We start from the raw sequence: 21,947 nt of genomic DNA on the forward strand, positions 1-21,947 counted from the left end.
GCCGGTCACTTCGAGCTGGCGCGGCGGCGGGAGGACGGCTTGCGGTCCGACGGCTTGGTCACCGGCTCCCCGGCCTCCAGCATGGCCGCGCGGCGGCTCGCGCCGAAGTCGGCCAGACCGTCCACCAGGACGTCCACGTCCGGTACCTGGGCGAGGACGTCGACCCGCAGGCCGTGCTCCTCGGCCGTCTTGGCCGTCGCCGGCCCGATCACCGCGATGATCGTGGACGGGTGCGGCTTGCCGGCGATGCCGACCAGGTTCCGCACGGTCGAGGAGGAGGTGAAGACCACCGCGTCGAACTTGCCGGTCTTGATCGCCTCGCGGGTGGGCGCCGGCGGCGGGGTGGCGCGCACCGTGCGGTAGGCCGTCACGTCGTCGCACTCCCAGCCCTTCTCCACCAGGCCGGCCACCAGCGTCTCGGTGGCGATGTCGGCGCGGGGCAGGAAGACCCGGTTGATCGGGTCCAGGACGTCGTCGTACTCCGGCCACGCCTCCAGCAGCCCGGCGGCGGACTGCTCGGTCTCGGGCACCAGGTCGGCGCGCAGGCCCCACGCCGCGATCGCGGCGGCCGTCTTGTCGCCGACCGCGGCGATCTTGAGGCCGGAGAACGCGCGCGCGTCCAGGCCGTACTCCTCGAACTTCTCCCGGACGGCCTTGACCGCGTTCACCGAGGTGAAGGCGATCCACTCATAGCGCCCCTCGACCAGGCCGCGCACGGCCTTGTCCATCTGCTGGGGGTTGCGCGGCGGCTCGACCGAGATGGTCGGGACCTCCTCGGGGATCGCGCCGTAGCCGCGCAGCCGCGCGGAGAGCGAGCCGGCCTGCTCCTTGGTCCGGGGAACCAGCACGCGCCAGCCGAACAGCGGCTTGGTCTCGAACCACGACAGCGTCTCGCGCAGGTCGACCACGTCGCCGACCACGATGATCGCCGGCGGGGCGATCCGGGCGGTGCGGGCGTCGGCCGCGGCGGACTCCAGCGTGGTCACCACGGTCTGCTGCTCGGTCGTGGTGCCGACCCGGGTGATCGCCACCGGGGTCTGCGGGCTCCGGCCGGCCTCGACCAGCGCGGTCGCCGTGTCCCCCAGCGAGCTGACCCCCGACAGCAGCACCAGGGTGTGCTTGCCGGCGTAGTCGCGCCAGTCCACCTTGTCCGCGCAGGAGACGACGGCGACCTCGCGGTGCCGCTTGCTGGTGAGCGGGATGCCGGCGTAGGCCGGGACCGCGGTCGCGGAGGTGACGCCGGGGACGATCTCGAAGCCGAGCTGGGCCTTGGTGCAGGCCTGGGCCTCCTCGGGCCCGGAGGCGTAGAGGAACGGGTCGCCGGCCAGGAGGCGTACGACGTGCCCGCCGCCCTTGGCCTCCTTGACGACGACCTTGGCACGGCCGGCGTGCGTGAGCGGCTGGCCGTCGGTGCCGAAGCCGCCGTCGACGAAGCGCGGGGCGCCGTCGTCCTCGCCCGCGTCCTCGGCCAGGCCGAGGACGGTGCGCACCAGCTGCTCGTGCTCGGGGATCTCGGTCACGACCACGTCCGCGGACCGGAGCAGGTCGACCGCCCGGACGGTCAACAGGCCCGGGTCACCGGGGCCGCTGCCGACGAAGGAGACCCAGCCGCGTGAGGTCGCGGGGGTGGTGGGCGTCCCGGTCACCGCGGTGACCGAGTCGGACTGCTGGGCTGACTTGCGTGCCGTCATGGCTGCTGCTGCTTTCTCGCGGGTGCATCCATCAGGTCGGCGGCGCCGTCGGCCAGCAACTGCCGGCCGAGGCGGGTCCCGACGCCGGCGGCGTCGCCGATGGGACCGGAGGAGGAGTTGCGGACCGAGAGGCCGCCGTCCGGGGAGAGCGCGACGGCCCGCAGCCAGAGCTCGGGGCCGTCCTCCCCCTCGACGACGTCGGCCAGGGCGCCGACCGGGGCGGAGCAGCCGGCCTCGAGGGTGGCGAGGACGGCGCGCTCGGCGGTGACGCAGGCACGGGAGTCGGGGTCGTCGAGCGCGGAGAGCAGCTCGACCAGCTCGGTGTCGTCGGCGCGGCACTCGACCGCGAGGGCGCCCTGCCCGGGGGCGGGCAGCATCTGCAGCGGGTCCAGCACCTCGGTCGCCTCGTCGGCGCGACCCAGCCGGGCCAGCCCGGCGCGAGCGAGCACGACACCGTCCAGGTCGCCCTCGGCGACCCGGCGGATCCGGCTGTCGACGTTGCCGCGCAGCTCGACGCACTGCGTGCCGAGCCCGAGGGCGCCGAGCTGGGCGACCCGGCGCGGGGAGCCGGTGCCGATCCGGCTGCCGGCCGGGAGCTCGCCCAGGGTGAGCCCGTCGCGGGCGACCAGGACGTCGCGCGGGTCCTCGCGCGGGGGTACGGCGGCCAGCGCGATGCCGGCGTCGGGCCCGGTGGGGAGGTCCTTGAGCGAGTGGACGGCGACGTCGACCTCGCCGGCGAGCAGCGCCTCGCGCAGGGCGGAGACGAAGACGCCGGTGCCGCCGAGGGTGGCCAGCGGCGCGCGGTTCGTGTCGCCCTCGGTGCGGACGTTGACCAGCTCGACCCGGACGCCGAGCCGCTCGGTCAGGGTCTCGGCGACCTGCCGGCTCTGGGTCGTGGCCAGGGTGCTGGCGCGGGTGCCGAGCCGCAGGGTGCGCGTGGTGGTGGAGGTCATCACAACCCCTCCGGTCGGGTGACCGCGTCGACCGCGTTCGCGTCGAGGGCGAACAGCTCGGCCAGCGCGTGGGCGTAGGAGACGGTGCCCGCCTCGGCCGCCAGCTCCTTGACCCGCACGGTCGGCTCGTGCAGCAGCTTGTCGGCGACCCGCCGCAGACTGTGCCGCACCTCGGCGCGGGCGGCGTCGTCGAGGTCGGGGAGCCGGGTCATCAGCCGGTCGATCTCGGCGTCGACCACGGAGGTCGCCATCGAGCGCAGCGCCACCACGGTCGGGGTGACGGCGGAGGCCTGGCGCGCGGCCAGGAACGCCGCGACCTCCTGGCCGACGATCCCGCGGACCGCCTCGACCAGGGCACCGGTCTCCCCGCCCTCGAGCTCGTCGGCGAGGGTGTCGAGGGAGACCAGCGTGACGCCGGGCATCTCCGCGACCGCGGGGTCGACGTCGTGCGGCAGGGCCAGGTCGATGAAGGCCAGCGGGCGGGAGCCGTCGCGCCCGGCGAGCATGCCGGTGTCGACCAGCACCCCGCTGGAGCCGGTGCAGGTGATGACCAGGTCCGCCTCGGCCACCTCGGCGCCGAGCCGGTCCAGGCCGACCGCGCGGCCGGCGTACTCCTGCGCCAGGCGGCTGGCGTTGCTGTCGGTCCGGTTGGCGACCACGACCTCGGCCGCACCGCGACGCGACACGGTCGCGACCGCCAGCGCGGCCATCGAGCCGGCACCGACCACCACGACCCGGCGGCCGTCGAGCCGGCCCTCCGCGCCGACGACCCGGTCGAGCGCGGCGGAGACCAGCGAGGGCGCGGCCCGGTCGATGTCGGACTCGGCCCGAGCGCGCTTGCCGACCCGCAGCGCCTGCTGGAACAGCGAGTTGAGCGCCGGCCCGACGGTGCCGATCTCCTGGCCGACCCGGAGCGCCTCGCGGGTCTGGCCGAGGATCTGCGCCTCACCGACCGCCATCGAGTCCAGGCCGGCCGCCACCTTGAACAGGTGGGAGACCGCTGCGTCGTCGTAGTGGACGTACAGGTGCGGGATCATCGCCTCGGTGGCCGCGCCGGAGCGGTCCACCACGAGCTGGGAGACCTCCTCCACGCTGCCGTGGAAGCGGTCCACGTCGACGTAGACCTCGAGCCGGTTGCAGGTCGCGATCACGGTCGCCTCGCGCACGTGCTCGGAGGCCACCGCCTCCTCGACCAGCTTGACCAGCCCGTCGTGATCCAGCGCCAGCCGCTCCAGCAGGGCGACCGGGGCGCTCTTGTGGGAGACGCCGATGACCAGGACGCTCACGCCGTCACCTCCTGGGACTTGCGCTGCTCGTGGTAGGCGAGGATCTGCAGCTCGATGGAGAGGTCGACCTTGCGGACGTCGACCCCGTCGGGGACGCTCAGCACGGCCGGTGCGAAGTTCAAGATGCTGGTGATGCCGGCGCCGACCATCCGGTCCGCGACGTCCTGTGCCGCGGCGGCGGGGGTGGAGATCACCCCGATGGCCACGCCGTGCTCCTCGACCAGGGACTCCAGGTCGTCGAAGGGACGGACGGGTACGCCGGCCACGGCCTCGCCGTGCCGACGGGGGTCGGCGTCGAGCAGCGCGACCACGCGGAAGCCGCGGCTGCGGAAGCCGGAGTAGTTCGCCAGCGCGTGGCCGAGGTTTCCGATGCCGACGATGACCACGGGCCAGTCCGAGGTCACGCCGATCTCGCGGGCGATCTGGTAGCGCAGGTAGTCGACGTCGTAGCCGACGCCCCGGGTGCCGTAGGAGCCGAGGTAGGAGAGGTCCTTGCGCAGCTTCGCGGAGTTGACCCCGGCCGACTGCGCGAGCACCTCGCTGGAGCAGGTGGACGTGCCGCTGTCGGCGAGCAGCGTCAGCGCTCGCAGGTAGACAGGCAACCGTGCGACGGTCGCCTCCGGGATGTCCCGGGAACCCTCGGTCGTGGTCCGTGCGGTCACAGTTCTCTTTCCAGCCGCCCACCGACTCCCCCGGGGAGTCTCACCGGGGGCTCCGAGGACCGGAGCGGTTGCGGCGCATTCACTCTAGGAGGTTTGTGAACGGGGGAACAAACTGAGCCGACGCGTGGACTAGCACATGTGATCCATGCCACCGACACCGGGTGTCGGCGCCCTCACCCCTGGGGATGCGCGGGGGCGGACGGTCAAGCGAGCGCGGCGCGGAGGCGGTCCTCGGAGACCCGCCAGAAGTCGTGCTGGCGCCCGTCGACGAAGGTGACCGGCACCTCGTCGGTGAAGCGCCGCTGCAGCTCGGGGTCGGCGTCGATGTCGACCTCGACGTACTCCTCCCCCAGGTCCGCGCAGACCCGGGCGATCACGGTGCGCGCCTCGTCGCAGAGGTGGCAGCCGGCGCGGCCGTACAGCGTCACCCGCGGCTCGTCCATGCCCGCGAGTGTGGCACGCGCACTACGCTGCCGGTCATGGCCCCAGCCCCGCGCCCCCGGCGTCCGCCCAACCTCCAGCAGCGGTCGGTGCTCGCGGGCGAGGCAGCGGCCGCCAACGCCGAGGTGGAGCAGGCACTGCGCCCCGACGACGACCCGGGCTCGGCCGCGTTCTTCGACGTCGACAACACCCTGATGCAGGGCGCCAGCATCTTCCACCTCGCGCGGGGGATGCACCGGCGGGAGTTCTTCAGCACCCGCGACCTGGTCGGCGCCGCGTGGAAGCAGGCCTACTTCCGGGTCGCGGGGGTCGAGGACCCCGAGCACGTCGCGGACGCGCGCAACTCCGCGCTCTCCTTCATCGCCGGGCACTCCGTGCAGGAGCTGGAGTCGCTGGCGTCGGAGATCTTCGACGAGGCGATGGCCCGACGGATCTGGCCCGGCACCCGGGCGCTGGCCCAGCTGCACCTCGACCAGGGGCAGCGGGTGTGGCTGGTGACCGCGGCGCCGATCGAGATCGCCCGGGTGATCGCGCAACGGTTGGGGCTGACCGGCGCGATGGGCACGGTCGCCGAGCACGAGGACGACGTCTACACCGGACGGCTGGTCGGCGACCTGCTCCACGGCCCGGCGAAGGCCGAGGCGGTGCGCGCCCTGGCCGAGCGGGAGGGCCTGGAGCTGGACCGCTGCTCGGCGTACTCCGACTCCTCCAACGACCTGCCCCTGCTCGAGCTGGTCGGCGACCCGTGCGCGATCAACCCCGACGCGCGGCTGCGCGCCCACGCCCGCTCCAGCGGGTGGCGGGTCCGCGACTACCGCACCGGGCGGAAGGCGGCCCGCGCCGGCCTGGTCGCCAGCGCCGTCTCGGGCGCGGTCGCCGGCTCGGTGGCCGCGGGCGTGGCGCTCCGCGGTCGCCGTACCGGCTGAGCCCTGCAGGGCGGACGCCCGGGGAGAGAACTTGTAACTCGGTGTTCGGATATCGGTCGAACCGCGTGTCGCAGGTCTCGCAGCGGTTCCCCCGCCCGCCAACCCGGTCTAGCCTGGGCAGGCGGTCTCGGGAGCGGGGCCGGGGAGGCACGAGATGGTCCGACGCGACGTCGACCCCTGGGCGGGTCTCGAGGCGCTGCGTGCTGCCGTCCTGGCGGCCCTCGCCGTCCCCCAGCCTGCCGGGCCGACCGTCTCATGGCTGCTCTCGGAGGCCGTCACGGACCCGCGGCCGGCCGCCGGCGGAGGCGGGGAGTACGACGACCACGACCAGGCGGCCTCCTCAGAGGACTCGGCCGCCGACCGGGACCGGCTGATCGCGCTGGTCGAGCTCGCCCGCGAGGGCGACAAGGAGGCGTTCGGCGCTCTCTACGACCACTACCACCCGTCGGTCTACCGGTTCCTCTACTACCGCACCCGCTCGGTCAGCCTGGCCGAGGACCTCACCGCCGACACCTTCTTCCGCGCGCTGCGGAGCATGGAGGGGTTCCGCTGGCAGGGCAAGGACTTCGGGGCCTGGCTGATGACCATCGCCCGGAACCTGTGCACCGACCACTTCAAGGCCGGCCGGACCCGGCTGGAGTGGGCGACCGACGACATGGGCCGGCACGACGACGTCGCCGACGACACCCCGGAGGACACCGTCCTGGAGGGGCTCACCCACGAGGTGCTCCTGCAGGCGCTCAAGGAGCTGCCCGACGAGCAGCGCGACTGCATCATCATGCGCTTCCTGCAGGGGCTGAGCATCGCCGAGACCGCGGCCGTGCTCGGCCGCTCCGACGGCGCGGTCAAGCAGCTGCAGCTGCGCGGGGTGCGCAACCTGGCCAAGCTGATGCCCGAGGGGATCCGGGAGTGAGCCGGATGGACGTAACCCCCGGGCCCCCTGTCTCGTTGTCCAGGGTGATGACGACCGGGGGGACCGGGCGTCCCACCCCTGACCCGACAGGACGCCGCTGATGGCCACGTTCACCTCGCGCCGACGAGCCGAGGCGTTCGCGACCCTGGTGGAGACACCGACCGCCCGCCGCGGTCCCGAGGCCGGTCGAGACACCGAGCTGCTCGACGTCGTCGCCAGCCTCCGCGCCCTGCCCGAGATCGCCCCCCGCCCGGAGTTCAGCGCCGCGCTTCGCCACGAGCTGATGACCCGCGCCGTGGAGGCCACGCCGGCAATCCCACAGCCCGCACAGCCGGACACGCGCCGCCGCGACCGCCGGATCGGGGTGCTCGTCGGCGGCCTGGTCATCGCGGGCGCCACGTCCTCGGTCGGCATGGCCGCGCAGACCGCCCTCCCCGGCGACGGGCTCTACCCGATCAAGATCGCGATCGACGAGGGCCGCACGATGGTCGCCCGCTCCGACGCGGACCGCGGCCGCGCCCTGCTCGCCCAGGCCTCCGACCGGCTCGGCGAGGTCTCCGACCTGACCGTGCGCGGCGGGCCCAACGACATGCAGGCGGTGCCGGCCACCCTCGGCCGCTTCACCGCGCAGGCCGACGAGGGCGGGCGCCTGCTGCTCGCCGACTATCGCGACACCGGCTCCGAGCGCTCCGCGCAGCAGGTCCGATCCTTCGTCGCGACCAGCATGGACACCCTGGGCACGCTCCAGGCGACGGCGCCGCCCGAGGCGCGCGACGACCTGCGGACGGCCGCGGAGGCCCTGCGCGGCCTGGACACGCTGGCCGACCAGGCGTGCCCCGCCTGCGGCGGCCCGGTCGCGTCGGTGCCCACCGAGCTGACCCGCACGGCTCCCGTCGTGCTGCCCGAGATGCCGGCCCTAGCCACCCGGCCCCCGGCCCCCGCGGAGCAGCCGCGTGCCGACGACCCCCGGCTGCCCGACGTACGTCCCGAGCAGCTCCCTCCGGGCAGCATCGCCCCCGGCGAGACCGCCGACCGCTCCCCCGCCGGTGACGCACCCCAGCCCACCGACCCCGTCACCGACCTGACCCGCGACCTGACCGCGACCCTCCCGCAGGTGGGGCCGGTCCCGCAGACCGACCTGGGCGGCCTACTGCGCGACCCGGTCGGCACGGTGGACTCCACGGTGAAGGGAACGACCGGCTCGCTCAACGACACCCTGGACGACACCCTGGGCACCGGCGGCCTCACCGAGCCGCTCCTCGGCAGCAACGAGGACTGACGGGGTCTCCCCGCCCGGGCCGTCCCGCCCACGGCGGTACGGCGGACGCCGCGGGGCGCCTCTCAGCGGGAGAAGGGCGAGGGCCGGTCGCGCAGCAGGGAGTAGAGGTTCTGCTGGATGCTCTCGCGCACCTGGTCGGTCACGTCGAAGACCAGCATCGGGTCGTCGGCCGCGCCCTCCTCGAACTCGTCGGTGCGGATCGGCTCGCCGAACTCCAGGATCCACTTCGACGGCAGCGGCACCATGCCCAGCGGCCCGAGCCAGGGGAAGAACGGCGTGATCGGGATGTAGGGCACCCCCAGCAGCCGCGCCAGCGCGGGGACGTTCCCGACAAGGGGATAGATCTCCTCGGCGCCGACGACGGAGAGCGGGAGGATGGGTACGCCGGTGCGCACGGCCGCGGACACGAAGCCGCCGCGGCCGAAGCGCTGGAGCCGGTAGCGCTCGGAGAACGGCTTGCCGATCCCCTTGAAGCCCTCGGGCCACACGCCGACCAGCTCGCCCTCGCGCAGCATCCGCTCGGCGTCCTCGTTGCAGGCCAGCGTGGCGCCGGTCCGCCGCGCCACCGCGCTGACCACGGGCAGCCGGAAGACCAGGTCGGCCCCGAGCGGTCGGAGGAACCGGCCGGCGTAGCGATGGGCGGCGTACATCGTCACCAGGCCGTCCATCGGGACGGTCCCGGAGTGGTTGGAGACCACCAGCGCGCCGCCGGTGTCGGGGATGTTCTCGATCCCACGGACCTCCAGGCGGAACCAGCGCTCGGCGATCGGCCGGATCGCCGCGAGCGCGAACCGCTCGGTGAGCTCGGCGTCGAAGCCGAAGGAGTCGACGGTGTAGTCGCCCTCGAGCCGACGCCGGACGAAGGCGAGGACCTGGGCCAGCCGGGACTCCCAGTCCTCGCCGAAGACCTCGCGGGCCGCGCCGGTGATCGCGGCGAGCCACTCGCCGACCGGGATCCCGCCGTCGGGGACCCGGTCCTCGGTGCGGGCGGCCGGCCGGTCGGCCTGCGGAGGAGCCTCCGCCCTCGGGGCGTCGGCCTTCTTCGCAGCCGGCTTGGCGCTCGCCTTCCCCCCGGCCAGGCCGCGCGAGGAGGAGGACGGCTTCCGCTTGCCGGTGCCGCGACCGGGGCGGCCGTGCGTGCCCAGCGGGATCACCTCGGCGTCAGCCACGGCGCACCCCCGCCGCCTGCAGGCCCGAGGCGAGGCCGCCGATCACCCGGTCGGCCGGGCGCGCCGCCGGCGCGACGCTGTTGGCGAACTCCGCGAACGCCTCGGCGGTGGTGTAGTCCGGCTCGAAGCCGAGCTCGTCGCGCATCTTGGTGGTGTCGATGCCGCGACCGAAGGTGAGGTAGGCGATCTGCTCGGGGGAGAAGTCGGCCATGCGCGCCTTCTTCAACGCCGTGCCCAGCCCGCCGACCGCGGGCCCCGGCATCGGCATGGCCACCCGGCCCATCCGGCGGATCGCCTGGGAGAGCATCAGGGTGCCGTCGCCCGCGACGTTGAACGTGCCGTGCGCGCCGGACTGCACCGAGTGCACCAGGACGCGCATCAGGTCGTCCTCGTGCAGGAACTGCAGCCGCGGGTCGAAGCCGAAGACGGTCGGGATCACCGGCAGCCGGAAGTACGACGTCATCGGGGACTCGACGTGCGCGCCGATCACGTTGGCGCAGCGCAGCAGGGTGATGCCGACGTCGGGGCGGCGCCGCGCGAAGCCGCGGACGTAGCCCTCGACCTCGTAGACGTCCTTGGCGTAGCCCGCGCGCGGGACCGAGCGCGGCTGCATGTCCTCGGTGAACATCGCCGGGTCGCGGCTGCTCGCGCCGTAGAAGGTGCCGGTGGACTTCACCACCAGGTGCTTGACCGACGCGGACTTCTGACAGGCGGCGAGCAGCTGCATCGTCCCGATGACGTTGAGCTCCTTCATCGTGTTCCGCCCACCGACGCGGCCGGGGGTGGCGATGACGCTCATGTGGACGACGGTGTCGACGTCCTCCTTGGCCAGCACCTTGGCGATGACCGGGGTGCGGATGTCGGCCCGCACGAAGGAGACGTCGCCGATGTCCCCGCGCGGAGGGACGACGTCCACGCCGATGACCTTCTCCACGCCGGGCTGGCCGGCGATGTAGCGGGCGGCGCGCCGACCGAGGTCACGGGAGATCCCCGTGACCAGGACGACACCCCCGCCAGCCATCGCGAACGCCTCCCTGCGCCGAGGCCTACTTGCCGAGCTTGCGGCGCTGGACGCGCGTCTTCTTCAGCAGCTTGCGGTGCTTCTTCTTGGCCATGCGCTTGCGGCGCTTCTTGATGACGGAGCCCACGGGTCACCTTTCGAGAATCGGGGGCCGGCCGGTCGGCCGGTCGCGCCAGCCTAGCCGGGCCCCGTCTGCAGCGGGAATCCGGAGCACTCCGCGGACACCGGGGCGAGGCGTCAGCCGGCGCTGTAGAAGGACTTGCGCAGGTAGTCGTGCACGTCCTCCTCGGTCACCCGGAAGGAGCGGCCGACGCGGACCGCCGGGAGCTCCCCGCTGTGCACGAGGCGATAGACCGTCATCTTGGAGACCCGCATCATCGCGGCCACCTCGGCCACGGTGAGGAACTTCGGGTCGTTGACGTCCTGAGGGGACTGCTGGTCAGTCATGGGAGGCGCACCGTCCTTCTTGCGTGGCACGCCACCGGCTTCCCCATCCGGTGAGATTCATGCACGCCAGAGTTGAGGATAGGGCTGCTGTGACTCCTGGGGAAGGACTTCTCCCAAGAAATCCAACAAGTGCGGCGTGTCGGGTTGATTTGTTGTTCTTTGGTATGACCTGAGGGTCAGGGCAGCGGGTCCAGCCCGTGGAACGGGAACACCTCGTTCCGCGTCGCCATCACCGCCCGGTCCAGCCAGGTGTCGGGGTCGTACCCGTCGGCCCAGTCCCGCCACTGCGGCGTCCGGCCGTCGGTCATCCGGAACGGCGGGGTGTGGTCCAACTGCTCCCGAACGTACTCCCGCCAGCCTGAGGGCGTCTCGGTCGCGGGGTCAAGGGGGGCGCCCGCGACGATCGCGAGCAGGTGGGCCCACGCCCGCGGCACCACGTCGATGATCGCGTAGCCGCCGCCCCCGGTCGCGACCCAGCGGCCCCCGGCGACCTCATGGGCGAGCTCGTGCAGCGTCTGGTACGCCGCGCGCTGGCCGTCCACGCTCAGCATCATGTGGGCCAGCGGGTCCTCCATGTGGGAGTCGCAGCCGTGCTGGGTGACCAGCACCTCCGGCTCGAAGGCCCGCAGCAGCGGGGGCACGACGGCATGGAAGGCGCGCAGCCAGCCCGGGTCCGACGTACCCGGCGGGAGCGCCACGTTCACCGCGCTCCCCCTCGCGTCCGGGCCGCCCACGTCCTGGGGGAACCCGGTCCCGGGGAAGAGCAGCTGGCCGGTCTCGTGCAGGGAGATGGTGAGCACCCGCGGGTCGTCGTAGAAGATCCGCTCCACCCCGTCGCCGTGGTGGACGTCGACGTCGACGTAGGCGACCCGCTCCGCGCCCTGGTCGAGCAGGCTCTGGATGCCCACGGCGATGTCGTTGTAGATGCAGAAGCCGCTGGAGGTGTTCGGCATCGCGTGATGCAGGCCGCCGGCGATGTTGGCCGCGTGCAGCGACTCCCCGCTCCACACCTGGCGGAACGCCTCGACACTGGCCCCGACCACGTGGGCGGCCGCGCGGTGCATGTCCTTGAAGACCGGGTTGTCCTCCGAGCCGAGGCCGTGCGCGAGGTCGATGTGCCCGGGGATCGTGCCGCACTCGGTGACCGCGCGGATCAGCTCCGGCGTGTGGACGGTGGCGATGGTCTCCTCGTCGGCCACCGGCGCCGGCACCGTGCGCAGCCGGCCCTCGTCCAGGATCCCGAGCTCCTCGGCCAGGCGCATCGTCAGGTCCACCCGGATCGGCGACATCGGGTGCCCGGGGCCGAAGTCGTACTCCGTCAGGGTCTTGTCGAAGACGACCGTGGACGGACCGTCGCAGTCCTGCGCTGGCTCCATGGTCCGGCAGGCTACCCCCGGCGGTCCTGTCGGTGCGGCGTGGTCAGATGTCCCCCGTGATCCACGCCGTGCTCTTCGACCTCGACGACACCCTGATGGACCACCAGGCCGCGGCCGATCGCGCGGTCGTGCACTGGGCGGCGTCGATGGGCCTCACCGAGGACCCCGAGGAGCTGGCCGCCCGCTGGACGAGCGTGTCCAACCGGCACTACGCCCGCTACCAGCGCCGGGAGCTGAGCGTGCACGAGCAGCAGCGGGCGCGGGTGCGCGAGTTCCTCCCGCACGTGGACCTGCGGGCCGACCCGGACGCCCAGGCAGCCTTCGACGCCTACGTCACGCTCTACCGCTCGGCCTGGACCGCCTTCCCCGACGCCGGGTCCGCCCTCCGCCGGGCTCGCGCGGCCGGGCTGCGGGTCGGCGTGCTCACCAACGGCGAGGACGCGGTGCAGCGCGCCAAGGCCGCCCGCGGGCGGCTGGACGGGCTTGTCGACGCCTTCGTCGCCTCCTCGACGCTGCCGTGGTCCAAGCCGGACGCGCGGGCATTCCACGCCGCCTGCGAGCTCCTCGGCAGTGAGCCGGAGGGCACGCTGATGGTCGGCGACTCCCTGCCCGTCGACGTCCTCGGCGCCCGCGCGGCCGGCCTGCCCGCGCTGCTCGTGGACCGCTTCGACCGCCACCGGGAGGCCGACCTGCGCGGCGCCGTCCGCGTGCGCTCGCTGGCCGAGATCGCCTTCACCCGCTGAGCGGGTCGCGGCTCACTGCCCCTCGGCGAGCTCCCGAGATCGGTCCCGCGCGGCCTCCAGCGCGGCGAGGAACGCGGCGCGGACCTTGTGCACCTCCAGCTCGCGGAGGGCCGCCGCGGTGGTGCCTCCCGGGGAGGTGACCTGCTCGCGCAGCACGACCGGGTGGTCGCCGGTCTCCCGGATCATCTTCGCCGAGCCGACCACGGTCTGGACGACCAGCTCGGTCGCGGTCGCCCGCGGCAGCCCGAGGTGCACGCCGGCCTCGATCATCGACTCGATGACGAAGAAGAGGTACGCCGGCCCGGAGCCGCTGATCGCGGTCACCGCGTCCTGCTGCCGCTCCGGGACCCGCAGCACCCGGCCCACCGAGGCCATCAGCGCCTCCGCCTCGGCCAGGTGCCGGTCGTCGCAGTGCGAGCCGGGCGAGATCGTGGCCATGCCCTCGTCGACCAGCGCGGGGGTGTTCGGCATGACCCGGACCACCGCCACGCCCTCGGGCACGCGGGACTCGATGAAGGCGGTGGTGATGCCGGCGGCCAGGCTGACGACGAGCTGGCCCGGCCGCAGCTCGGGTGCGATCTCGGCGAGCAGGTCGCCCATGTCCTGGGGCTTGACCACGATCGCCACGGTCTCGGCCTTGCGGGCCGCCTCGGCGTTGGAGAGCACGGCGACGCCGTACCTCTCCTCCAGCTCCTGCGCGCGCTCGCGGCGCTTCTCCCCCACCACGAGGTGGTCCACGCGACGACCGGCGCGGACCAGGCCGGAGAGCAGGGTCTCGCCCATCACGCCGGCACCGAGGATCGCGGTGGTCATCGCGCTCACCTACTTCTTGGAGACCAGGGACTTGAGGAAGAACGACAGGTTCTGCGGCCGCTCGGCGAGCCGGCGCATGAGGTAGCCGTACCACTCCTGACCGTACGGCACGTAGACGCGCACCGTCTCGCCGTTCTCGGCCAGCCGCTTCTGCTCCTCGGGCCGGATGCCGTAGAGCATCTGGAACTCATAGGTCCCCTGCTCGCGACCGAGGCTGCCGACCAGCGAGGTGGCGATCTCGATCATCCGCGGGTCGTGGGTGGCGATCATCGGGTAGCCGGGGCCCCCGAGCAGCACCTTCAGGCAGCGGACGTAGGAGCGGTCAACGTCCACCTTGTCCTGGTAGGCGACCTCCTCCGGCTCGTTGTAGGCGCCCTTGCACAGCCGCACCCGCGAGCCCTCCTGGGCCAGTGCGCGACAGTCCGCCTCGGTGCGGTGGAGGTAGGCCTGCAGCACCGCGCCGGTCTCGGGGAAGTCCTGCCGCAGCTCGCGCAGGATGCCCAGGGTGGAGTCGGTCGTGGTGTGGTCCTCCATGTCCAAGGTGACCGTGGTGCCGGCGTTGCTGGCCGCGCGGCAGATGGTCCGCGCATGCTCCAGGGCGACCCGCTCGCCCTCCCCCGGCAGCATCTGGCCGACCGCCGAGAGCTTCACCGAGACCTCCGCGCTCCCTGCCAGGTCGCGAGCCGCGAGCGCCTCCAGGAGCTCGACGTAGGCCGCGGCCGTCGCGTCGGCCCGGGCCCGGTCCAGGGTGTCCTCGCCGAGGAAGTCCAGGGTCACCGTCAGGCCGTCGGCGACCAGGCCCGCGGTCGCGTCCACCGCGGCCTGCGTGGTCTCGCCGGGCACGTAGCTGTGCACGATCCCCGAGGAGACGGGCATCGTGGACACGACGTTCTTGATCGCGCCGCTGCGAGAGAGCATCAGCAGGGGTTGCCGGAGCAGGGACATGGGCCTCCGATCGCAGGATTGTTGAGCTATCAGGCTAGCCCTCGGCCCGACTGCGCCCTCAGGCGGTACGGCGCCTCAGCGTCGCCGCACCGAGCACGAGCGCGGCCGCGATGAACGCCGCGATGACGCCGGTGTCCCGCCACACCTCCCCAGTGGTGTCGAAGGCGGCCAGGTGCTTCATCGCGTCCACGGCGTAGGACAGCGGCAGCACGTCGCTGATCGCCTCCAGGACCGCGGGCAGCCGGTCGCGCGGGACGAGCAGGCCGCACAGCAGCATCTGCGGCACGACCACGGCGGGCATGAACTGCACGGCCTGGAACTCGGTGCTGGCGAACGCGCTGAGGAACAGCCCGAGCGTTGCGCCGAGCACCGCGTCGGCGACCGCGACCACGGTGAGCAGCCAGACCGGACCCACCAGGTCCATCCCGAGCAGGCCGACGCTGACCGCCACCGCCAGGCCGGACTGGATCGCGGCGAGCAGCCCGAAGGCCAGGGCGTAGCCGATCAGCAGGTCCAGCTTGCCCATCGGCAGCACCAGCAGCCGTTCGAGCGTCCCGCTGGAGCGCTCGCGCAGCGTGGTCACGCTGGTCACCAGGAACATGATGAAGAACGGGAACAGCGCCAGCAGCGCGGGCGCCACACTGTCGAAGACCTGCGCCGGGGAGTCCTGGAAGATCCACCACAGCAGGGTCATCAACAGGGTCGGGAGCAGCAGGAGCATCGCGGCGGTGCGGCGGTCCCGGCGGATCTGGGTGAGCACGCGGCCGGCGACCGCGAGCGTGATGCGGGGGCTCATCGGGCACCCTCCCCTCCGGTGCCGGCATGGTCGCGGACCAGGGAAAGGAACGCGTGCTCGACGTCGCACGCTCCGGTCCGCTCGCGGATCGCGGCCGGCGACCCGTCGGCGATCAGCTCACCCTCGCGCATCAGCAGCAGCCGGTCGCAGCGCTCCGCCTCGTCCATGACATGGCTGGACACGACCACCACCGCGCCGCCCTCGGAGATCCGGTGGAAGACCGCCCAGAGCTCCTCGCGCAGGAGCGGGTCGAGGCCGACCGTCGGCTCGTCGAGGACCAGCAGGTCGGGCTCGCCAAGCAGGGCCACGGCCAGGCTCGCGCGGGAGCGCTGGCCGCCCGAGAGCCGGCCCACGACCTGGTCGGCGTGGTCGCCGAGGTCCACCGCGTCGACCACCCGCTGCACGTCCGCGCGCGGGACGCCGAGCACGCGAGCGAAGAAGGCGAGGTTCTCGGCGACGGTGAGGTCGTCGTACACACTCGCCGCCTGGGTCACGTAGCCGATCCGATCCCGCAGCGCCCGGCTCCCCGCCGGCTCGCCGAAGACCGTGACCGTGCCCGACGCGACGCGCTGCACGCCGACCAGGCAGCGCAGCAGGGTCGTCTTGCCGCCGCCGGACGGGCCGAGCAGCCCCACCACTCCGTCCGTGGGATCGAGGCTGAGGTCCAGCCCGGGCAGCACCTCCCGCCCGCCGCGCACGACGACCAGGTCGCTGATCTCGACCGCGTTTTTCATCATGCGTTGAAATATGCCGCCGGTGCGGGTCCCTGTCAACCCCCTCCGCGCCCGCGCCGCACCAGCTGTCAAGCGGTGTTCCGGCATCTGGTGCGGTGTTCGGACAGCGCAGGAGATTCCCGAACACCGCTTTACAGCTGCGGGGGCCGGGCGGACTGGGCGGAGTGAGGCGGGAGGGAGTACGCCGGTCAGCCGAGGTCGCCGGTGAGGTAGCGCTGCAGCGTGGGCCCGATCGCCGCGACCACGGCGTCGGCCGGGAGCGAGGCGAGCGGCTCGACGGCCAGCAGGTAGCGCGCGACCACCAGCCCGAGGAGCTGGCTGGCGACCAGCGAGATGCGCTCCTCCTCGCGGTCGGGGGCGAGCGGCCCGAGCACGGGCCGGATGATGACGGGCAGGAAGCCCTCCCGGATCAGCTCCTGGCCGCCGGGGACCATGATCGAGCGGGCGGCGGCGAGCAGCCCCGGTTGCAGGCCGGGGTCGTCCCAGACACCGAGGAAGGCGGCGAGCAGCCGCTCCCCGGCGCCGTCCGGGCCGCCGGCGGCCACCGGCGCGAGCACCTCGCGCGGGTCGACCGGGAGCTCGACGGCGGCGAGGAAGAGCTGGTCCTTGGTGCCGAAGTAGTGGTGCACCAGGGCCGCGTCGACGCCGGCCGCCGAGGCGACGCCGCGGACCGTCGTACCCGCGAAGCCCGAGGAGGCGAAGGACTCCCGGGCCGCCGCCAGGATCGCCGCCCGGGTGTCCGGCGACCCCGGGCGCCGCCCGCGACGGGCGCCGCTCACCCGGCCGCCTCCGCCGAGGGGCCCAGGTGGAGGCGGGCGAACTCCAGCGACTCCCGCAGCTCCTCCGCGCGCTCCGAGCGGCCGGGGCAGCGGCGGGTGTTGATCTCGAGCACGACGTTGCCGTCGAAGCCCCGCTCGGCCAGCCGCCGGCACACCGCGGAGGCCCGCATCCGCCCGCGGCCGGGTACCAGGTGCTCGTCGCGCGGCGAGCCGCTGCCGTCGGTCAGGTGCACGTGCCGCAGCCGCGAGCCCATCCGCTCGCTCATCGCGAGCGCGTCCTGGCGGGCGACGGCCGCATGGGACAGGTCGAGGGTCATGTTGGCGTAGTCCTCCCCCGACGGGTCGATCCCGGGGAGGTACATCTGCATCGACCGGCGCGCGGCGGCCCGCCAGGGGTACATGTTCTCCACGGCGAAGGCGAGCCCGGTGGAGGCCTCCAACGCGGCGATGCCCTCGACGAAGCCGGCGGCGTACTCCTTCTGCCAACGGAACGGCGGGTGCACCACGACCACGTCAGCGCCCACCTCGGCGGCCATCTCCGCGGAGCGCTCCAGCTTGCCCCAGGGCTCGAGCCCCCACACCCGCTGGGTGAAGAGCAGGCAGGGAGCGTGCACGGCGCAGACCGGGACGCCGGACTGCTCGACGAGGCGGCGTACGGCGGGGATCTGCTGGCTGGTGGCGTCGATGCCGACCATCACCTCCACCGCGTCGTAGCCGAGCTCGGCGGCGTAGGCGAAGGCGTGCTCGGTGGACTCGGGGTAGACCGACGCCGTGGACAGCCCGATCGGCGCCGTCATCAACCCAGGACCGAGAGCTGGTCGAGCCGCTCGAGGATCACGCCCTCGCGCAGCGCCCACGGGCAGATCTCCAGCTCGGGCAGGTCGAAGATGTCCATGCACGCCTCGGCCACGAGCGCGCCCGGCACGATCTGGTGCGCGCGGCTGGCCGAGACCCCGGGCAGCTCGCGCAGCTCGTCCAGGCTCATCGCGACCAGCTTGGGGATCCACCGGGATAGGTCCGCCAGCCCGAGGCTGCGAGGCACGAGCGGCCCCTCGGAGGAGGGGGCGGCACCGCAGATCCGGGCCAGCGAGCGGAACGTCTTCGACGTGGCCGCGGCCCGGTCGGGGGCGCCGTTGCGCAGCAGGTGCCCGGCGTCGCGGGCGATGTCGGCGCGGATCTGCTTGCGCAGCTCGCGCACCACGCCCTCGTCCGCGGAGCCCGAGCCGAACCACTGCCGAGCCAGCCGGGCCGCGCCCAGCGGCATCGACCAGGCGACGTCGGGGGCCTCGTCGCTGCCGGCCGCGATCTCCAAGGAGCCGCCACCGATGTCGAAGACCGCCAGCCGGCCGGCGGACCAGCCGAACCACCGGCGTACTGCCAGGAAGGTCAGCCGCGCCTCGTCCTCGCCGCTGAGCACCGCGATCGCGACGCCGGTCGCGTCCTGCACGTGCTGCAGCACCTCGTCGGAGTTCGCCGAGTCGCGGATCGCCGAGGTGGCGAACCCCAGCATCTCCTCGCAGCCCTTCTCCTCGGCCACCTCGATCGCCGAGGCGACGAAGTCGGTCAGCGCGTCCACGCCGCTCGTGCTGACGGCGCCGTCCGCGTCGAGGTGCTCGGCCAGCCGCAGCCGCTCCTTGTGGGAGTACGCCGGCAGCGGCGCGGCGCCGCCGTGCGCGTCGACCACGAGCAGATGCCCCGTGTTGGAGCCGATGTCCAGAACGCCCAGGCGCATGGGAGCACGGTAACCCGCCCGGGGCGCACCTAGGATCGACGTGTGCCCGAAGTGTCCCTCGACTTCCCCCGATCCTTCGTGGAGTTCACCGATCCGGCCGACCCGGACCAGGTGTTCCGCTGCGACCTGACCTGGCTCAGCTCGTCCTACACCTGCATCTTCGGCGGCGGCTGCGCCGGCATCTACGCCTCCTCCCCGAGCACCGGCTGCTGCACGCTCGGCGCGCACCTGTCGGACAGGGCCGACGAGAAGCGGGTGGCCGGCTTCGTCGCCCAGCTCACCGACCAGCAGTGGCAGTTCCGCCCCGACCGCAAGCGCGTCACCCGCGCCGACTGGGTCGAGACCGACGAGGAGGGCGACCGCAAGACGATCGTCGTGGAGTACGACGGCCAGCAGGCCTGCATCTTCCACAACCGCGACGACTTCGCCCCCGAGAACGGTCAGGGCGGCGCCGGCTGCGCGCTGCACGTGCTGGCGCTGGAGCAGGGGCGGCACCCGTTGGAGACCAAGCCCGACGTGTGCTGGCAGCTGCCGATCCGGCGCGCCTTCCGCGAGGTCGAGCGGCCCGACGGGACGACGTACACCGAGGTCTCGATCGGCGAGTACGACCGCCGCGGCTGGGGCCCCGGCGGGCACGACCTGGACTGGTACTGCACCGGCAACACCGAGGCGCACGTCGCACCGGAGCCGCTCTACCTCGGCAACGCCGCCGAGCTGATCGAGCTGATGGGGCAGCCGGCGTACGACGTCCTGGCACGGATGTGCGAGGAGCGGCTCGCGGGCGCCCGGCCGGTGGCACCGCACCCCGCCGACCCCGAGGACTGACCTCGATCAGGCCAGAGTCTCGATGTCAAGAGACCTGGACCCCGATGTCGTGGACGCCACGTACCCGGATGAGAATGCAGCCATGCGTCTGGACCACGTCTCCTTCGCCGCCGGCCCGGATGGTCTGCAGGCCACCGCGGAGCGTCTCGGCGGCCTCCTGGGCCGGGACTTCGTCGACGGGGGCGTGCACCCCCGCTTCGGCACCCGCAACATGATCCTGCCGCTCACCAAGGGCACCTACCTCGAGGTCGTCGAGGTGCTCGACCACCCGGCCTCGGACAAGGCGCCGTTCGGCCAGGCGGTCCGCGCCCGCTCCGCTCTCGGGGGCGGCTGGCTCGGCTGGGTCGTGGCGGTCGACGACCTCGCCCCGATCGAGCAGCGGCTGGGCCGGGAGGCGGTGAAGGGCAACCGCCACCTGCCCGACGGCACCGAGCTGCTGTGGAAGCAGATCGGCGTCAACGGCCTGATCGCCGACCCGCAGCTGCCGTTCTTCATCCAGTGGGACAGCCAGGGGATGCACCCGAGCCAGGACGCGGACGGGGAGTACTCCCTGGACTGCCTGGAGATCGCCGGCGACCCGGGACGGGTCAGCGAGTGGCTCGGCGAGACCGTCGAGGCGCCGCTGGAGGACGTCAAGGTCGAGTGGGTCGCGCCCAACGGAACCCCCGGTGTGGTCGCCGCGCAGTTCCTGACCCCGCAGGGTCTGGTCCGGATCTGACCCGGCCGCTGCCGGGGGCGGTCCCCAGCCCCAACATCTGGCACCACACCGCCGACTACGAGGTCGAAAACCTCGCCTTCGACCGGGACGGCCTGGTCGAGCAGGCGATGCTCGGCATCGCCGACTGGGCGGGCCGCGACGTGCTGGACCTCGGCTGCGGCACCGGCTTCCACCTGCCGCGGTTCGCGCTCACCGCGCGCAGCGTGACCGGGGTCGAGCCGCACCCCGACCTGGTGGCCCTCGCGCGGCGCCGTACTCGCGCCCTCCCCTCGGTCGGCGTGCTGTCCGGCACCGCCCAGCGGATCCCGCTGCCCGATTCGACCGCCGACGTCGTGCACGTGCGGTGGGCCTACTTCTTCGGGCCCGGCTGCGAGCCCGGGCTGGCCGAGCTGGACCGGGTCGTGCGCCGCGGCGGCACCGCGTTCGTCATCGACAACGACCCCACCCGGTCGGTCTTCGGCGCCTGGTTCACCCGCGGCTACCCCCACCTGCCCGCGCCGGAGGAGGTCGAGCGCTTCTGGTCCACCCACGGCTGGTCGCGTACGCCGGTACTGACGTCGTGGCGCTTCGACTCCCGCGACGACCTCGAGCGCGTGGTCCGGATCGAGCTGCCCACCGCGACCGCCGAGGAGGTGCTCGCCGTGCACCGGGGCACCGAGGTGGAGTACGCCGTCAACGTCTGGTCCCGCCACTTCTGACCCCCACCCTGCCGAGCCGGCGCTACTTCACCCCGAGTCGGCGCCAGTTCACCGCGCGTTCGGGCCGGCGCCACTCGACGATGCTGGGCTGTCCTCGACTCCAACCCGGGAGTCCCGACCAGGACGGATCACTCGTGCGCCTCTCTCGCCTGCTGCTCGTCGTCGTCTCGCTCGCTCTCGGCCTCACCCTGGCGGTCGCGCCGGCCCAGGCGGCGAGCGGACCGCCCGAGCGGCAGGTGGACCTGCAGGTGATGAGCTACAACATGCGGCACGGCGAGGGCGTCGACGGCGTGCTCGACCTGGACCGGATCGCCGGCGAGATCCGCGACTCCGGTGCCGAGGTGGTCGCGCTGCAGGAGGTGGACAACAACTGGGGCGCGCGCAGCGACTACGCCGACCAGGCCAAGGAGCTCGCGGACCGGCTCGGTTGGGACTACGCCTACGCCGCCAACCTCGACCTGGACCCGCTGCCGGGTGAGACGAAGCGGCGGCAGTACGGCACCGCCGTACTGAGCCGCTATCCGATCCTCTCCTCGCGCAACCATCTGCTGACCAACATCGAGTACCCCGAGCGGCCGACCGAGCAGCGCGGCCTGCTGGAGACGGTGGTCAACGTGCGCGGCGCCCACGTCTCGGTGCTCAACACCCACCTGGACCACCAGCGAGCCGAGCAGCGCATCTCCCAGGTCCGGGAGATCCTGGCGATCACCGACCGGATCTCCCGACCCACCGTGTTGATGGGCGACCTCAACGCGCTGCCCGACACCACCGAGGTGCGGATGCTGACGCCGGGCAGGTTCGTCGACGCGTTCGCCGGCCGCACCGATGCCGACACCTACCCCGCGGAGGCCCCGGACCGCCGGATCGACTACATCCTGGGGAGCAACGAGGTGACCTTCTCCGGCGCGAGACTGCTCACCAGTCAGGCCTCGGACCACCTGCCGCTGCTGGCGACCGCCTCCTTCACCAAGGTGCCCAACGGTCGCAACCGCTGACCCGG

Annotated in this window: 25 protein-coding genes; 8 read left to right on the plus strand and 17 right to left on the minus strand. The window is 73.2% G+C overall.

The window, feature by feature from the left end:
* Positions 1-5 precede the first annotated feature (5 nt).
* From K8W59_RS16395 to K8W59_RS16415, 5 genes are all read right to left on the minus strand, one after another.
* The gene (locus tag K8W59_RS16395) at positions 6-1,691 is read right to left on the minus strand and encodes a bifunctional uroporphyrinogen-III C-methyltransferase/uroporphyrinogen-III synthase (protein ID WP_223396025.1); all 1,686 of its coding nucleotides are present in this window, start codon (positions 1,689-1,691) and stop codon (positions 6-8) included.
* Positions 1,688-2,644 (minus strand): hydroxymethylbilane synthase, encoded by a 957-nt coding sequence (gene hemC / locus K8W59_RS16400; protein WP_223396026.1) that lies wholly within the window; start codon positions 2,642-2,644, stop codon positions 1,688-1,690. The genes K8W59_RS16395 and hemC overlap by 4 nt, the downstream gene beginning before the upstream one ends.
* Positions 2,644-3,930 carry a glutamyl-tRNA reductase gene (locus K8W59_RS16405; protein ID WP_223396027.1) on the minus strand — a complete coding sequence of 429 codons (1,287 nt, stop codon included), beginning with the start codon at positions 3,928-3,930 and terminating at the stop codon, positions 2,644-2,646. The genes hemC and K8W59_RS16405 overlap by 1 nt, the downstream gene beginning before the upstream one ends.
* Positions 3,927-4,592 carry a redox-sensing transcriptional repressor Rex gene (locus tag K8W59_RS16410; protein ID WP_223396028.1) on the minus strand — a complete coding sequence of 222 codons (666 nt, stop codon included), beginning with the start codon at positions 4,590-4,592 and terminating at the stop codon, positions 3,927-3,929. The genes K8W59_RS16405 and K8W59_RS16410 overlap by 4 nt, the downstream gene beginning before the upstream one ends.
* A 203-nt stretch (positions 4,593-4,795) precedes the next feature.
* On the minus strand, positions 4,796-5,035 hold the full coding sequence (locus K8W59_RS16415) for a glutaredoxin family protein (RefSeq protein ID WP_223396029.1): 240 nt from the start codon (positions 5,033-5,035) through the stop codon (positions 4,796-4,798).
* Between the two features lie 36 nt (positions 5,036-5,071).
* On the opposite strand from K8W59_RS16415, the gene K8W59_RS16420 reads away from it, so the two are divergent.
* From K8W59_RS16420 to K8W59_RS16430, 3 genes are all read left to right on the plus strand, one after another.
* Positions 5,072-5,959: an HAD family hydrolase gene (locus tag K8W59_RS16420; protein ID WP_223396030.1), complete on the plus strand. Its 888-nt coding sequence runs from the start codon at positions 5,072-5,074 to the stop codon at positions 5,957-5,959.
* A gap of 154 nt (positions 5,960-6,113) precedes the next feature.
* Complete coding sequence (locus K8W59_RS16425) at positions 6,114-6,872, plus strand: sigma-70 family RNA polymerase sigma factor (RefSeq protein WP_223396031.1); 759 nt, start codon at positions 6,114-6,116, stop codon at positions 6,870-6,872.
* A gap of 100 nt (positions 6,873-6,972) precedes the next feature.
* Positions 6,973-8,151: a DUF5667 domain-containing protein gene (locus K8W59_RS16430; RefSeq protein WP_223396032.1), complete on the plus strand. Its 1,179-nt coding sequence runs from the start codon at positions 6,973-6,975 to the stop codon at positions 8,149-8,151.
* Between the two features lie 62 nt (positions 8,152-8,213).
* Here K8W59_RS16430 and K8W59_RS16435 read toward each other — a convergent pair whose 3' ends face one another.
* The 5 genes from K8W59_RS16435 to K8W59_RS16455 form a co-directional block, all read right to left on the minus strand.
* Complete coding sequence (locus K8W59_RS16435; protein ID WP_223396033.1) at positions 8,214-9,320, minus strand: lysophospholipid acyltransferase family protein; 1,107 nt, start codon at positions 9,318-9,320, stop codon at positions 8,214-8,216.
* Positions 9,313-10,341, minus strand: coding sequence for an NAD-dependent epimerase/dehydratase family protein (locus tag K8W59_RS16440; protein WP_223396034.1), 1,029 nt, complete (start codon positions 10,339-10,341; stop codon positions 9,313-9,315). Before K8W59_RS16440 ends, K8W59_RS16435 begins: the two co-directional genes overlap by 8 nt.
* A 25-nt stretch (positions 10,342-10,366) precedes the next feature.
* Entirely contained in the window at positions 10,367-10,468 is a 102-nt protein-coding gene (locus tag K8W59_RS16445) for a 30S ribosomal protein bS22 (protein ID WP_008356322.1), read from the minus strand.
* 110 nt (positions 10,469-10,578) lie between these two features.
* Positions 10,579-10,788 carry a helix-turn-helix domain-containing protein gene (locus K8W59_RS16450; protein WP_223396035.1) on the minus strand — a complete coding sequence of 70 codons (210 nt, stop codon included), beginning with the start codon at positions 10,786-10,788 and terminating at the stop codon, positions 10,579-10,581.
* 176 nt (positions 10,789-10,964) lie between these two features.
* Positions 10,965-12,164, minus strand: coding sequence for an acetoin utilization protein AcuC (locus K8W59_RS16455; protein WP_223396036.1), 1,200 nt, complete (start codon positions 12,162-12,164; stop codon positions 10,965-10,967).
* Positions 12,165-12,211: 47 nt separating this feature from the next.
* Between K8W59_RS16455 and K8W59_RS16460 the strand changes: the two genes are divergently transcribed.
* Positions 12,212-12,907: an HAD family hydrolase gene (locus K8W59_RS16460; RefSeq protein ID WP_223396037.1), complete on the plus strand. Its 696-nt coding sequence runs from the start codon at positions 12,212-12,214 to the stop codon at positions 12,905-12,907.
* 12 nt (positions 12,908-12,919) lie between these two features.
* On the opposite strand, the gene proC is transcribed toward K8W59_RS16460, so the two are convergent.
* From proC to K8W59_RS16495, 7 genes are all read right to left on the minus strand, one after another.
* Entirely contained in the window at positions 12,920-13,720 is an 801-nt protein-coding gene (gene proC, locus K8W59_RS16465; RefSeq protein WP_223396038.1) for a pyrroline-5-carboxylate reductase, read from the minus strand.
* A gap of 9 nt (positions 13,721-13,729) precedes the next feature.
* Positions 13,730-14,665: a proline dehydrogenase family protein gene (locus K8W59_RS16470; RefSeq protein ID WP_223396039.1), complete on the minus strand. Its 936-nt coding sequence runs from the start codon at positions 14,663-14,665 to the stop codon at positions 13,730-13,732.
* A 58-nt stretch (positions 14,666-14,723) separates the two neighbouring features.
* The gene (locus tag K8W59_RS16475) at positions 14,724-15,461 is read right to left on the minus strand and encodes an ABC transporter permease (RefSeq protein ID WP_223396040.1); all 738 of its coding nucleotides are present in this window, start codon (positions 15,459-15,461) and stop codon (positions 14,724-14,726) included.
* On the minus strand, positions 15,458-16,198 hold the full coding sequence (locus K8W59_RS16480) for an ABC transporter ATP-binding protein (protein WP_223396041.1): 741 nt from the start codon (positions 16,196-16,198) through the stop codon (positions 15,458-15,460). Before K8W59_RS16480 ends, K8W59_RS16475 begins: the two co-directional genes overlap by 4 nt.
* Positions 16,199-16,383: 185 nt before the next feature.
* Positions 16,384-16,974, minus strand: a complete 591-nt coding sequence (locus K8W59_RS16485) for a TetR/AcrR family transcriptional regulator (RefSeq protein WP_223396042.1) — start codon at positions 16,972-16,974, stop codon at positions 16,384-16,386.
* On the minus strand, positions 16,971-17,771 hold the full coding sequence (locus tag K8W59_RS16490) for a sugar phosphate isomerase/epimerase family protein (RefSeq protein ID WP_223396043.1): 801 nt from the start codon (positions 17,769-17,771) through the stop codon (positions 16,971-16,973). Before K8W59_RS16490 ends, K8W59_RS16485 begins: the two co-directional genes overlap by 4 nt.
* On the minus strand, positions 17,771-18,706 hold the full coding sequence (locus K8W59_RS16495) for a Ppx/GppA phosphatase family protein (RefSeq protein ID WP_223396044.1): 936 nt from the start codon (positions 18,704-18,706) through the stop codon (positions 17,771-17,773). Before K8W59_RS16495 ends, K8W59_RS16490 begins: the two co-directional genes overlap by 1 nt.
* Positions 18,707-18,748: 42 nt before the next feature.
* On the opposite strand from K8W59_RS16495, the gene K8W59_RS16500 reads away from it, so the two are divergent.
* The 4 genes from K8W59_RS16500 (at position 18,749) to K8W59_RS16515 (ending at position 21,942) form a co-directional block, all read left to right on the plus strand.
* Positions 18,749-19,531, plus strand: a complete 783-nt coding sequence (locus K8W59_RS16500) for a hypothetical protein (RefSeq protein WP_223396045.1) — start codon at positions 18,749-18,751, stop codon at positions 19,529-19,531.
* An 82-nt stretch (positions 19,532-19,613) separates the two neighbouring features.
* On the plus strand, positions 19,614-20,249 hold the full coding sequence (locus K8W59_RS16505; RefSeq protein WP_223396046.1) for a VOC family protein: 636 nt from the start codon (positions 19,614-19,616) through the stop codon (positions 20,247-20,249).
* Between the two features lie 107 nt (positions 20,250-20,356).
* Positions 20,357-20,947, plus strand: coding sequence for a class I SAM-dependent methyltransferase (locus tag K8W59_RS16510; protein ID WP_223396047.1), 591 nt, complete (start codon positions 20,357-20,359; stop codon positions 20,945-20,947).
* Positions 20,948-21,081: 134 nt separating this feature from the next.
* Complete coding sequence (locus K8W59_RS16515) at positions 21,082-21,942, plus strand: endonuclease/exonuclease/phosphatase family protein (RefSeq protein ID WP_223396048.1); 861 nt, start codon at positions 21,082-21,084, stop codon at positions 21,940-21,942.
* Positions 21,943-21,947 lie beyond the last annotated feature (5 nt).

Origin of the sequence: Nocardioides rotundus (genome assembly GCF_019931675.1) — a bacterium.
In the GTDB taxonomy this organism is placed as follows: Bacteria; Actinomycetota; Actinomycetes; order Propionibacteriales; family Nocardioidaceae; genus Nocardioides; species Nocardioides rotundus.